Genomic DNA, 11,629 nt, shown 5'->3' with positions numbered 1-11,629 from the left:
CACCGTCTCTCGCTCCACAACGGCCGCCTCGCGCTGCTGCTCGAGCGCCTGGGCAGCGCCAAAGTGGTGGAGCCGGCCGGCCAGCCGACGCAGGAAGTGCGCTTTGGGGCCACCGTGCGGCTGCGCACCGTGCAAGGCGGTAAAGTCGGTTTGGAGCGCAAATTCACGATTGTGGGCGTCGATGAGGCCGATATCGCGCAGGGTAAAGTGGCTTTCGTGGCGCCCATTGCGCGGGCCGTGCTGGGTGCGAAACTCGGGCAGCAGCTGCCGCTGAAGCTGGGGCCGCAGCCGGAAACGGTGGAGGTGGCGGGCATTGCGTATGCACCGTAGCGCGAACTTTCAGTTCGCGTTTTCGCGCCGCCTGGCTGTCATTCGGGCGGTGCAGAAACGCGAACTGGCCGTTCGCGCTACGTACCCGTAACGTTTCGGCAAGCAGTTTCCGCTACTTCTTGGCGTAGGGAAACCCGTCCCGCATATCGTGCACCAGCGCTTTGGCCAACGCTACCGGGCTGACGCTGGGTTTGCCGCGCAGCTCGTGGTCGAACTGCCACGCCAGCCGCCCATCCTGGGTATCGTATATTTCCAGATAGGTGCGCACCGCGTTGTCGGCCATGGGGTTGGTGTTGTCGCTGAGCACGAACAGGGCGATGCTCACGCTGCCGGGCAGCAGCTGGCGCATGTAGGTTTGCCCCGTGAGTACGGCATCGACGCCGAGGGCGGCGCGCAACTCGGCCATTGAGCGGGTAGGCAGGCTTTCGTAGCTGATGCCGGCGCGGGTCAGGCGCTGGTTGGTGTCGGCCGGGTTCTGGAAGGTGCTGGTACCGGGGCGCTCGGCCTGCTGACGCATGAACTCGGCTTGCAGCGCTGCTTGCAACTGGTAGCCCATTTGCCGGCGCTCGGCCGCCAGCGCCCCTTGCAGCGGTTTGTCGGCCGGGGTTTCCGGGTTGGCGGCCCACACTTCGGGATGCTTCGCTACGTCGCGCAGCCGCTCCAGCTCCACGGCGAAAGGCAGAATGGCCACCGTGCGGTGCGCAGCCAGCGCGGCCGGAGCCAGTGCCTGCCCCTGGAAAGTGTGCCGGGCGCAGCCCAACAGAATGACCACCGATAGCAGCAAAAAACAAGCAGCGAAATGCTTCATGGAAGGAAGATGCAGCCGGGAAAGAGAGAGCGAGCTGCCCCACAAAGGTAGAATGGCCCAAAGCTGACCCGGTCACCCGGCTTCTTTACTCCGACCCGCGACTAACGTAAACCACCCGGCCCGTGCGGTCAAATTCCACGTCGCAAGGCTTGGAAGCGCCGGGCGGCATTTGGTAAGTATGCTGTGTGCTAGGCGGCCAAGCATAAGGCGCTTACTTATTCACTGAAACAGGCGGGCCCATGATGGCGGCCACTTCCGGCATCGTCATGCCCAGCTTTACTCGTTTGATATTTTGCTGATTCCGAAAACCGAGTCGCGCCTCGGGGCTTCAGTAGTCGTGGTAGAAGCCGTAAGGCAGCAGGGCCGCGCAAAGACTAAAGAAGCCCACCGCAAGCCGGAAAGGAATGGTTCTTATCAGTTGTATTATGCCACTAGTTGCCGCTTGTACGCCCCCGGCGTCAGGCCCTCGTGCTTTTTGAACAGCGCCTGGAAATACGACAGGTTATTAAACCCTACGCGCAGGCCCACCTCGGCCACGCTGGCCAGTGGGTGGCGCAGCAGGCGCTTGGCCTCGCCCAGCCGCTCCCGAATGATGAACTCGACCGGCGTAAGGCCGAACTCGCGCTTGAACACCCGAAAGAACGTGGCTTTGCTCATGCAGGCCAGCGCGCTCAGCTTGTCAATGGTCAGGTTTTCGGCCAGGTGGTCTTTGATGTAGCCCACCACGGCGGCGAAGCGGTGCGTGGTAAGGTGCCGGGCGTAGTCGTGGAAAATGAGCTGGCGCGCCTGCGTTTGCATCAGGCGCACCAGCAACTCCTGCAAAGTGAAGCCGGCCAGCACGTCTTTATTAATATCTGAAGCGCGCGACACGGCCACCAGGCGGCCCAGTGTATCGGTAAGTTCGGGCGTGTTGGTGAGGTGGGCATAATCGGGACCCTCGATGGCCCAGGGCTGGTGCGCTTCGGCCCGGGGGTACCGCTCGTTCAGTAAATCCACGGTGTGGCGAATGGTGTCGGGTGCGATGGCGACGGCCAGGCATTGCGTGGGTTGGCACAGGCAGGCATCGGGAAAGTCGATTTCCATCAACTCATCTTTATCCACTACTACCGACTCGCCGGGCAGGTAGTCAAAGGCTTCGCGGCCGGGCAGGTGCATCACTTTCTTGCCGCGCAGCATGGTGGTCAGGGCCAGGCCTTCGAGGCGCAGGGGCACGCGGGCGGCGGCCCGGTGCGTCTCAAACACGTTCAGCTCGAAGCCTTCCAGGTTGTATACCGTCCGGTTTTCGACCAGCGAATGCAGGCGCTCGAGGGCAAGCGGGGCAACGGCAGCGGGCAAATGAACGCGGGTGGACATAGCAGAAGCAGTTGTGGTGAGGGAGTACCCACTCCCAACACGCAGATGATACAGCAAGTTGCGACAATTTTAGCACTCTTTGCGATAATAGCGCAACCCGTCGGCCGCTGGAAACGGGACCTTTACACCATTCTAGTTCACATAATTCCCATCCCTCAAAGCCATGGCTGAAACCTTAGAAGAAACCACCACCGTGGTGGCCCGCCCCAAATTCAAAAACCACTACGACAACTTCATCGGCGGTAAATGGGTGGCCCCGGTGAAAGGCCAGTACTTCGACAACCCGTCGCCCATCGACGGCAAAGTCTTCACCAAAGTGGCCCGCAGCACCAAGGAAGACATCGACCTGGCCCTCGACGCCGCCCACGAGGCCTTCGCCACCTGGAGCAAGACCTCGGCCACCGAGCGCAGCAATATCCTCAATAAAATTGCCAACCGCATTGAGGAAAACCTGGCCCACCTCGCCGCCGTGGAGTGCGTGGAGAACGGCAAGGCCATCCGCGAAACCACCTACGCGGATATGCCGCTGGTTATCGACCACTTCCGCTATTTCGCCAGCGTAATTCGGGCCGAAGAAGGCAACGTAACGGAGCTGAACAGCACCACGGTGTCGATGAACATCAACGAGCCGCTGGGCGTCATCGGCCAGATTATTCCCTGGAATTTCCCGCTCCTCATGGCCACTTGGAAGCTGGCTCCCGCCTTGGCCGCCGGCTGCACCGTAGTGATGAAGCCCGCCGAGCAAACCCCCGCCAGCATCATGGTACTGATGGAGCTGATTCAGGACCTGGTGCCCGCCGGCGTCATTAACGTGGTGAACGGCTTCGGGCTCGAAGCCGGCAAGCCGCTGGCCTCATCGCCGCGCATCGCCAAGGCCAGCTTCACGGGCGAGACGACCACCGGCCGCCTCATCATGCAGTACGCCGCCGAAAACCTCATCCCGGTGACGATGGAGCTGGGCGGCAAGTCGCCCAACGTCTTCTTCAAATCGGTGATGGATGCCGACGACGACTTCCTCGACAAGGCCATCGAAGGGGCCGTGATGTTTGCCCTGAACCAAGGCGAAATCTGCACCTGCCCCTCGCGCATGCTGGTACACGAAGACATCTACGACGACTTCATTGCCCGCGTGATTGCGCGCGTGAAGGCCATCAAGCTCGGCAACCCGCTCGACATGACCACGATGATGGGCGCGCAGGCCTCGAACGACCAGTTCGAGAAAATCCTGAGCTACCTCGAAATCGGCAAAGCCGAGGGTGCCGAGGTGCTGATTGGCGGCGAGGCTTACTCGCAGGAAGACGGCGCGCTGGCCGAGGGCTATTACATCCAGCCCACCATGTTCCGGGGCCACAACAAGATGCGCATCTTCCAGGAGGAAATCTTCGGCCCGGTGGTGTCGGTGACAACCTTCAAAACCGTGGAAGAAGCCATCGAAATTGCCAACGACACGCTCTACGGCCTCGGCGCCGGCGTGTGGACGCGCGACGCCCATGAGCTCTACACGGTGCCCCGCGCCATCGAGGCCGGCCGCGTGTGGGTGAACTGCTACCACGACTACCCGGCCGGCGCGCCCTTCGGCGGCTACAAAGCCTCCGGCTTCGGCCGCGAAAACCACAAGATGATGCTGGCCCACTACCGCCAGAACAAGAACATGCTCATCAGCTATAGCCAGAAGCCGCTGGGCTTCTTCTAGCGTCCTGCGGTAAGCTTTGGCTTGCCGTAAAAAAAGAGCGTCATGCTGAGCGCAGTCGAAGCATCTCTATCGCGTAGCTAAGCCAAACGAATGAGTTTCTGCTGCGGTAAAGATGCTTCGACTGCGCCCGGCATGATGCTCTGATTCAGCCCGGCAAGCATCCTTTTGCCAGCGGATGCGTCTTACTGGAAATCATTGCGCTACCCATATGAAAAGACTGCTTTTGCTCGTTGTGTTAAGTAGCGGCGCATCGGTTGCCCGAGCCCAGCTACTGCCCGTGCCGGGGGCTAAAAACCCGGACTGGAAAGCCGAAAAATCGGAAAAGCTGCCCGATGCGACGCCTTTCGACGAAGCTCCCAGACCTGACCGCATGCCCAATGCCGCCCAAAGAAGCATTGCCAGCAGCGGTAACCGGCATTTCCATTGGGATGCCGAGCGCCAACTGGCTTACCAGTGGCTGAGCCGCCCCGGCTCAAACTCCATTGCGCCCGACAAGCAGGTATTGGTGCGCGAAGAGCAGACCGGTATCGTGTACACCTTCCAGCGGCGGCGCTAGCCCGTGGCTTCCCATCACAGCATCCGAAGAACCAATGTCCACGCCCCGCGTCCTCGCCACCCAAGCCGCCGAAGCCACCATTGACCTGCTCCGCGACGAGCACGGCCCGCTCATGTTCCACCAGAGCGGCGGATGCTGCGACGGCTCCTCGCCGATGTGCTTTGCCAAGGGCGAATTTCGGGTGGGGGGAAACGACGTGTGGCTGGGCCGCATTCACGGCTGCGATTTCTTCATGAGTGCCAGCCAGTTCGAATACTGGAAGCACACTCAGCTCACGGTAGATGTGGTGAAAGGCCGAGGCGCCAGCTTCTCGCTGGAAATCCCACTCGGCGTGCGGTTTCTCATCCGCTCGCGGCTATTCACCGAGGACGAGGAAAAGGACATGGCCCCGGTGTACGCCGGCGACGAAGTGCCGGAGCAGGTGTAGAGACGCAATATTTTGCGTCTCATCGGCCGCGCCATGTGGAGTTCGTTCGGGCGTCATCGTTCAATGACGAGACGCAAAATATTGCATCTCTACGCCAATAAAAAGGGCCCTGCCGTTGTTGGCAGGGCCCTTTTTGCGTCAGAATCAACGCACTGCTACTTCACGTTCGTGTGCGTCACGAGCTGTACCGTTTTGGGGTCGACGGTGATTTCCTTGAGGCGCTGGGCCACGGCGGGCGGCATGCTTTCTTGGTAGCGGCCGTGCAGCTGGCTGGCCAGGAACTTCTCGGAGGCCGCGAACATGGCCATGTTGTTCACGGGGCGGGCGAAGCCGTGGCCTTCATCGGGGGCCAGCAGGTACTGCACGGGGTAGTTGCGGTCGCGCAAGGCCACCACAATCTGGTCGGCTTCGGCTTTGTTCACGCGCGGGTCGTTGGCACCCTGCACTATCATCAGCGGGGTTTTGATTTTGTTGGCCGAGCCCAGCGGCGACATGCGGTCGAGGGCTGCCCGGCCTTCGGGCGTGCCGGGGTCGGCCATGCGGGCGTACATCTGCTTGCGGCCGGCCTCCCAGTAGGGCGGAATGGCGTTGAGCAGGGTGGTCAGGTTCGACGGGGCCACGATGGCCACGGCGGCGTTGTACACGTCGGGCGTGAAAGCCACCCCGGCCAGCGTGGCATAGCCGCCGTACGAGCCGCCCATGATGCCCACGCGCTTGGGGTCGGCAATGCCCTGGCCCACAAGGTATTTTACGCCCCAGGTCAGGTCGTCCTGCATTTTGCGGCCCCACTCGCCGTTGCCGGCTTCCAGAAACTGCTTGCCGTAGCCGGTGCTGGCCCGGAAGTTGGGCGACAGCACCGCATAGCCGCGGTTGGCCAGAAACTGGTGCATGGCGTTGAAGCCGTAGCTGTCGCGCGCCCACGGCCCACCGTGCGGCAGAATAATCACGGGCAGGTTCTTGGCCGCTACGCCCTTGGGCAGCGTCAGGTACGCCGGAATCTCCAGGCCATCCGACGACTTATAACGCACCACTTTCATGTCGGCCAGGTCGGCGGCGTGTAGCTTGGGCCGCGTTTCGTACTGCTTGGTGAGCTGCTTGGTCTGCCGGTCGAAGAGGTAAGCTACGGTGGGCTGGGTGGCTGAGCTGGCCCCGAGCAGCCACAGCCGCTCGTCGGTGGTGTGCGAAGCGGGGTAAATGTCCAGCCCCGGCAGCTGCCGGCTCACGGTGGCAAAGTCCTGCTCCATGGCCTTGTCCTTCCACACGCGGCGCATGCGGTCGTCCTCGAAGCTCACAAACACCGGCTGGTGCGTTTTCTCCGAGAGCACGAGGCTGCCTACGTCCACGCGCTTCAGCGGGTCGGCCTGGTAGGGCTGCTCCTGGCCGGTGGCGGGGTCGAGCAGCACGATTTCGGCCAAGTTGCGCGTGCCTTTATTGGTGGCCAGGTACACATGCTGGTTGTCTTTGGCGAAGCCTTCCACGGCGCTCTGCTCGTCGATGCTCGTTTTGTAGAAGGGCGTCATCTTCTCGCCGTCCACGCGCAGCCACTCGGTGCTGCCGTCGGGGTTCGAGCGGGCGGCCAGGCGCAACTGGTCGTTCCAGTCGAAGGTCCAGTCGCCGATGCGGTCGTTGTTTTGGCGCACCAGGGTTTTCTCGCCGGTGGTCAGGTTCAGCTTGTACAGGTCGTGCCAGGCTTTGTCGCGGTCGTTCAGGCCGATGTAGAGCGTGTTGGGGTCGGAGAGGGGCGCGTTGAAAATCTGCACGCGTACGCCCTTCAGGCCCGTTAGGTCGCGGGCCGCGGGCACGGGCTGGCCGGCGGCGGGCGCCTCGGCCGGGTTCACGGCGTAGATGTTGAAGTTCTCGTCGCCGCCCTTGTCTTGGCTGTAGAGCAGGTACTTGCCGTCGCGGCTCCAGAAGTAGCTGCGCACCGGGCGGGCCTGGTCGTTGGTCATGGGCCGGGCCTTATCGAAAGGCTCGTTCAGGCCCTTCACCCAGATGTTGCGGGTGCCATTAAAGGGCTTGATGAAGGATAGGAACTTGCCATCGGGCGAGAGCTGAGCGCCCGAAATCTCGGGGTCGCCAAACAGCAATTCGCGGTCGATAATCGGCGGTTGGGCGCTGGCTTTCGCGGCTTGCGCCAGGCTGGTTTGGGGGGTGGCCAGGCTCAGCAGCAAGCCGAGGCCAAGAAGCAAGTGTCTCATCAGTAAGCAGAAAAAGGAGTGAATAGATGCCGCCAAAGTAAACAAAAATGCCCGGGCCGCAAGTGCGGTCCGGGCATCTGAAGCTAAGCTGCGGGCCTGGTACGGTGCTACGCTTCCAAGAAATGATACAAAAAAGTGACCACGCCCGTGTAGGCAGGCTTTTTCTGGCCATCAATTTCCAGCGTCACGCCCACGCGGGCCTTGGCAATGCCGCGCAGGTTGGCCACCGAAAGGAGGCTGGCGCGCAGTCGCACCTGGCTATCCACCGTCACGGCCTGGTTGAAGCGCAGGCTTTCGATTTCATAGTTCACCTGCATTTTCAGGTTTTCGATGGCCACAATCTGCTCCCAGAGGTAGGGCAGCAGCGAAACCGTGAGGTAGCCGTGGGCAATGGTTGCCTTGAACGGCGACTCGGCCGCCGCGCGCTCGGGGTCGGTATGAATCCACTGAAAATCGAGGGTGGCGGCGGCAAACTGGTTAATCTGCTCCTGCGTGATGGTGTGCGGCGCCGATACGCCCAGCTCCTGGCCGGCGTGGGCTTCGAGTTCGGCAAGGCTGCGGATAGTAATAATGGGCATAAAAAACGGCGTGTGATTGCGGGTAAAGGGCCGCAAACATACGCCGTTTTTCAGCTTGGTTTGGTCAAAAAAAGAACGTCATGCTGAGCTGGTCGAAGCATCTCCACCGCAATACTAAAACTAGTTAGTTGCGCGGTAGAGATGCTTCGACCAGCTCAGCACGACGTTCAGGGTGTCGCGTGTTGCCGCCTAGCTCCGGCCGCCAAACACGCGGCGCAGCAGCTCGGTAGTGCGGGCCACCGGGTTTTCGCGGATGTTGGCTTCTTCCTGTGCAATGAGCGTGAAGAGGCCATCCACGGCTTTGCCGGTGGCATACTGGTTCAGGTCGGGCTGCACTTTCTGCACCAGCGGAATCTGGTTGTAAGTCGTCGCCAGCTGGGTATAGTAGCGGGTGGCGCCCACCTGGTCGAGGCTCTTCTGCATGATGGGCGCGAAGGCCGTGACGAGCTGCGTGGAGGTGGTGCGCTTGAGGAACTGTGTAGCAGCATCTTGCTGGCCAGTCAGAATATTCCACACATCTGTGAAGGTGAGGCTTTTGATGGCCGAGATGAAAATGGGTTTGGCGCTGCGGGCCGCATCCTCGGCCCCGCGGTTCAAACTCAGCTCAAACTTATCGACCTGGCTGCCCAGGCCGATGCTGCGCAACGTGGTGGCCACGCGCTGGGCATCGGGTGGGAAGGGGATGCGGATGAGGCGGTTGAGGTAGAAGCCATCGGGCTGCGAAGCCTGGTCGGCTCCTTTACCGATGCCCAGCAGTAGCGCCTCCTTGAGGCCGCTGGCGGCTTCGGAGTTGCTGAGGTTGCCCACGCGGGTGGTGCTGCCGGTGCCAGTGCTACCCGAGTTGCCGCCGGGCAGGGTAATGCCGCCGGGCAGCTTGATGCCGCCCAGGTTGGGCAGGCGAATCTGAGCCGAGGCCGAAAAGGTGGTGGCGAGCAGCAGGGCGGCGAAGGCAAGTTTTTTCATGGCGCGGGCGAGTGGGGAGTTGTCGGCCGTATTACAAGTGCCGTGCCGGATTGGTGCCGCGACGGCTTACAGCCGGTCGAGTCGGCCGCCGTCGATACGCAATTCCGCGCCCTGCACAAAGGCGGCGTCGTCGGAAGCCAGGTAAGCGATGATGGCGGCCACATCTTCGGGCTTGCCCACGTCGGCCTTATCGATGACTTCGACGCCGGATTTCACATTGGGATTGTCCCAGAGCATGGGCGTATCAATCGCGCCGGGCAGAATGACGTTGGTACGGATGCCCTTGGGCTTGCCTTCGAGCGACGAGGAGCGGGTGAGCGAGAGCATAGCGGCCTTGGCCGCCGCGTAGGGCGCTACCAACGGGCTGGTTTCGACGGCGTGCACGCTGGCTACGTTCACGATGCTGCCACCCGGCTTCATGTGCAGAAACGCCTGCTTGGTGAAGTAGAAAGCGCCCAGCAAATCCACGTTCAGAATGCGCAGCCAGTCGTCGCCGTTCAACTCTTCCAGCGCTTTGAACTGCATCAGGCCGGCATTATTTACCACTACATCGAGGCGGCCGAACTTGGCCAGTGTGGCCGCCACGGTCGCTTCCACCTGCGCTTCCATCGACACGTTGCAGAGGCTGGCCAGCACGTCGGGCGCGCCGGCGGCCTTCACTTCAGGCACGGCGGCATCGAGGTTGGCCTGGTTGTAATCGGCGAGCACCACGCGGGCACCTTCGGCGGCGAAGCGTTTGGCGGCGGCCAGGCCAATGCCGCTGGCCCCGCCGGTGATGAGTACGACTTTATCCTGGAAGCGAGGAGACATGAGGGAAGGGAGGAGGGGGAGGAGGGAAAAGGAAATGTTTGTCATCCTGAGCGCAGCGAAAGACCTTATTTATCACGCTAGTGCTTCGTGTCAGCGTAATAAGGTCCTTCGCTGCGCTCAGGATGACAACGTAGGATTAAGCCGCATCCACCGTCGTTGAATTGGCCTGGTCGGTCGATTTATCGGCGCTGGCGGCTTTCACGTCGGCTTTTTGTTCGCGAGCCCACTCTTCGTTGCTTTCCTGGGGCATCACGATGGGCACTTGCAGGCACACGCTTTGCGCGGGCAGCACCTGGCTCCAGTCGGCGATGAGCTGCTTGTAGGCTTGGCCCACGGGGCGGATGTTGCGGTCGAGGTCGTAGAGACCCACGGGGTTCAGGCGGCCGTTGTTTTCGCGCAGGGCGGAGTCCCAGTCCACCTGGTCGGTGAGGGAATACCAGGTGAAGCCAACCATAGGCACGCCGTCGTTGCGTACGCGCAGCACGTTGGCCCATTCCTTCCAGAGCCAGTTCACGGCTTCGTCGCCGTTGGGGCCCTGCCAGATGTTGGTTTCGGTGTGCATCACGGGCAGCTGGTAGCGATTGTGATACTGGCTCGTGATGACGTGATAGCCAAATACTTCGCCCGAGGCCGTGGTGCTGCCGTCGGCGCGCACGCGGTGCTCGTTGGTGTAGTAGTAGTCGTTGCCCATGATGCAGTGCCGCTTCATCTTGGTGCTCAGGAAGAAGTGGTACTCGTCGCGGGTCATGCCATTGTCGAGCAAAAACTCGTACATGGTCGAGTTCACGCGACGGCCGTAGTTGAGGTCGAGCGACAGAAACCGCTCGGCGTTCATGGTTTCGGCCGGGCCGATGGCGGCCGGGTTTTCGGCGTGGAAATACTCCGACGACTCGCTCTGAATGAAAATAGCGTCGGGCCTCACCTCCAGAATGGCCTGCATGGCCAGCACGTTGGCCTTCACAATGTATTTGAGGGCATTGACGAAGGCGCGGTCGGAGCTCAGCTGCTCGTTCCACCAGCCGTAGCGTGCCGAAAACTGCGCGCAGATGTACATCTCGTTCACCGGCGTGTAGAGCTGCACCCACGGAAACCGCTGCGCAAACGCCTTGGCGTACTGCGCAAACAGCGCCGGAAAATCGGGGTTCTGGAAATTGCCAATCCAGTCGGGCACGCCGAAGTGGCAGAGGTCGACGATGGGCGCGATGTTGCGCCGCAGCAGGTCCTGAAACGTGACGTCGGCAAAGCTCCAGTCATACTTGCCCGGCCCCAGAAACGTGGTATGAATGGGCGGCCCGTAGCGCAGAAACTTAATGCCCAGCTCATCTACCAAATCAAAATCCTTCTGCCAGAGCTTGTAGTGGTTGCATTTCTCCAGCTCATCCACACGGTGCGCGCCGTTCTGAATGGTGGGGTTGCTGTTTTCGATGCCAGTGGCGAAAAGGAACTGAGGACCCATGAGCGCGGAAAAAGGAGGAAGACGGCCGGGGCAACGGCCCGGCCTGTCCGCTCGCTTACTCGTTTCGGCGCGTTCACGTTACGTTCAGCTTAGCGCCGCCGCCCTGCCCGATTTCGCTTTGGGTGGCTGCTGGCGTCGCCGTGCGGCCTACAAGTCCTGCACCTGCAGCTGAATGTTGACGTTGCGCCCGTGGTCGTCGGCGCACGAAATTTTCACCGCGCCGCTCGGCGGCCGGAAAAACACCCGCTCAGTAGCCGAGGCGGCGCGCAGAAACCGGTCGTTCACGTACCAATACACCTGGCGCACCTCGCTTCCCGCCGCGCAGCTCAGCAGCATCTGCTGCTTGTCGTGGCGGTCGAGCACATACTCGGCGTGGTCGAGCGGGGAGGTAATGGCCAGGGCTGCGCCCGCGCCGCCGTCGGTATCGCGCACGAGCCGGCAGGCAGGGTTGTGCGGC

General features: G+C 61.8%; 11 protein-coding genes and 2 pseudogenes. 4 read left to right on the top strand and 9 right to left on the bottom strand.

What is annotated here, in order from left to right; all coding sequences use genetic code 11:
• Positions 1–330, top strand: a 330-nt coding sequence (locus tag ACYVDE_RS06645) for a GreA/GreB family elongation factor (protein WP_460500697.1), incomplete at its 5' end; no start/stop codon positions are given.
• A 112-nt stretch (positions 331–442) separates the two neighbouring features.
• Here the strand turns inward: ACYVDE_RS06645 and ACYVDE_RS06640 are convergent.
• The 3 genes and pseudogenes from ACYVDE_RS06640 to ACYVDE_RS06630 all read right to left on the bottom strand — a co-directional run bounded on the left by ACYVDE_RS06640 (position 443) and on the right by ACYVDE_RS06630 (position 2,491).
• Positions 443–1,138, bottom strand: a complete 696-nt coding sequence (locus ACYVDE_RS06640) for a hypothetical protein (RefSeq protein WP_460500696.1) — start codon at positions 1,136–1,138, stop codon at positions 443–445.
• Positions 1,139–1,349: 211 nt separating this feature from the next.
• A pseudogene (locus ACYVDE_RS06635) lies at positions 1,350–1,433 on the bottom strand (hypothetical protein); the annotation flags it as partial.
• Positions 1,434–1,561: 128 nt separating this feature from the next.
• Positions 1,562–2,491 (bottom strand): helix-turn-helix transcriptional regulator, encoded by a 930-nt coding sequence (locus tag ACYVDE_RS06630; RefSeq protein ID WP_460500695.1) that lies wholly within the window; start codon positions 2,489–2,491, stop codon positions 1,562–1,564.
• 163 nt (positions 2,492–2,654) lie between these two features.
• Here ACYVDE_RS06630 and ACYVDE_RS06625 point away from each other — a divergent pair, with 163 nt between their 5' ends.
• The 3 genes from ACYVDE_RS06625 to ACYVDE_RS06615 all read left to right on the top strand — a co-directional run bounded on the left by ACYVDE_RS06625 (position 2,655) and on the right by ACYVDE_RS06615 (position 5,167).
• Entirely contained in the window at positions 2,655–4,184 is a 1,530-nt protein-coding gene (locus ACYVDE_RS06625; RefSeq protein ID WP_460500694.1) for an aldehyde dehydrogenase family protein, read from the top strand.
• A gap of 277 nt (positions 4,185–4,461) precedes the next feature.
• Entirely contained in the window at positions 4,462–4,740 is a 279-nt protein-coding gene (locus tag ACYVDE_RS06620) for a hypothetical protein (protein ID WP_460500693.1), read from the top strand.
• Positions 4,741–4,774: 34 nt separating this feature from the next.
• Complete coding sequence (locus ACYVDE_RS06615; protein WP_460500692.1) at positions 4,775–5,167, top strand: DUF779 domain-containing protein; 393 nt, start codon at positions 4,775–4,777, stop codon at positions 5,165–5,167.
• A 155-nt stretch (positions 5,168–5,322) separates the two neighbouring features.
• Here the strand turns inward: ACYVDE_RS06615 and ACYVDE_RS06610 are convergent, their stop codons facing one another.
• The 6 genes and pseudogenes from ACYVDE_RS06610 to ACYVDE_RS06585 form a co-directional block, all read right to left on the bottom strand.
• Positions 5,323–7,365: a S9 family peptidase gene (locus ACYVDE_RS06610; RefSeq protein WP_460500691.1), complete on the bottom strand. Its 2,043-nt coding sequence runs from the start codon at positions 7,363–7,365 to the stop codon at positions 5,323–5,325.
• A gap of 107 nt (positions 7,366–7,472) precedes the next feature.
• Positions 7,473–7,943 carry a MaoC family dehydratase gene (locus ACYVDE_RS06605; RefSeq protein ID WP_460500690.1) on the bottom strand — a complete coding sequence of 157 codons (471 nt, stop codon included), beginning with the start codon at positions 7,941–7,943 and terminating at the stop codon, positions 7,473–7,475.
• A 189-nt stretch (positions 7,944–8,132) separates the two neighbouring features.
• Complete coding sequence (locus ACYVDE_RS06600; protein ID WP_460500689.1) at positions 8,133–8,906, bottom strand: DUF4197 domain-containing protein; 774 nt, start codon at positions 8,904–8,906, stop codon at positions 8,133–8,135.
• A gap of 66 nt (positions 8,907–8,972) precedes the next feature.
• Positions 8,973–9,716, bottom strand: coding sequence for an SDR family NAD(P)-dependent oxidoreductase (locus tag ACYVDE_RS06595; protein WP_460500688.1), 744 nt, complete (start codon positions 9,714–9,716; stop codon positions 8,973–8,975).
• 136 nt (positions 9,717–9,852) lie between these two features.
• A complete protein-coding gene (locus tag ACYVDE_RS06590) occupies positions 9,853–11,172 on the bottom strand; it encodes a glycoside hydrolase family 1 protein (protein WP_460500687.1) in 1,320 nt (439 codons plus the stop codon).
• Between the two features lie 147 nt (positions 11,173–11,319).
• Positions 11,320–11,629, bottom strand: a pseudogene (locus tag ACYVDE_RS06585) (penicillin-binding protein 1C); the annotation flags it as partial.

Source organism: Hymenobacter agri, assembly GCF_054778495.1.
Note: the sequence above shows the minus strand (reverse complement) of the source record. Positions and strands in the feature narration are given on the sequence as shown.

Excerpts from the sequence above, each read along its gene's own strand:
- ACYVDE_RS06625 (WP_460500694.1), top strand. The coding sequence starts at position 2,655 with ATGGCTGAAACCTTAGAAGAAACCACCACCGTGGTGGCCCGCCCCAAA.
- ACYVDE_RS06640 (WP_460500696.1), bottom strand. The coding sequence starts at position 1,138 with ATGAAGCATTTCGCTGCTTGTTTTTTGCTGCTATCGGTGGTCATTCTG.
- ACYVDE_RS06590 (WP_460500687.1), bottom strand. The coding sequence starts at position 11,172 with ATGGGTCCTCAGTTCCTTTTCGCCACTGGCATCGAAAACAGCAACCCC.
- ACYVDE_RS06605 (WP_460500690.1), bottom strand. The coding sequence starts at position 7,943 with ATGCCCATTATTACTATCCGCAGCCTTGCCGAACTCGAAGCCCACGCC.
- ACYVDE_RS06600 (WP_460500689.1), bottom strand. The coding sequence starts at position 8,906 with ATGAAAAAACTTGCCTTCGCCGCCCTGCTGCTCGCCACCACCTTTTCG.
- ACYVDE_RS06615 (WP_460500692.1), top strand. The coding sequence starts at position 4,775 with ATGTCCACGCCCCGCGTCCTCGCCACCCAAGCCGCCGAAGCCACCATT.
- ACYVDE_RS06595 (WP_460500688.1), bottom strand. The coding sequence starts at position 9,716 with ATGTCTCCTCGCTTCCAGGATAAAGTCGTACTCATCACCGGCGGGGCC.
- ACYVDE_RS06610 (WP_460500691.1), bottom strand. The coding sequence starts at position 7,365 with ATGAGACACTTGCTTCTTGGCCTCGGCTTGCTGCTGAGCCTGGCCACC.
- ACYVDE_RS06630 (WP_460500695.1), bottom strand. The coding sequence starts at position 2,491 with ATGTCCACCCGCGTTCATTTGCCCGCTGCCGTTGCCCCGCTTGCCCTC.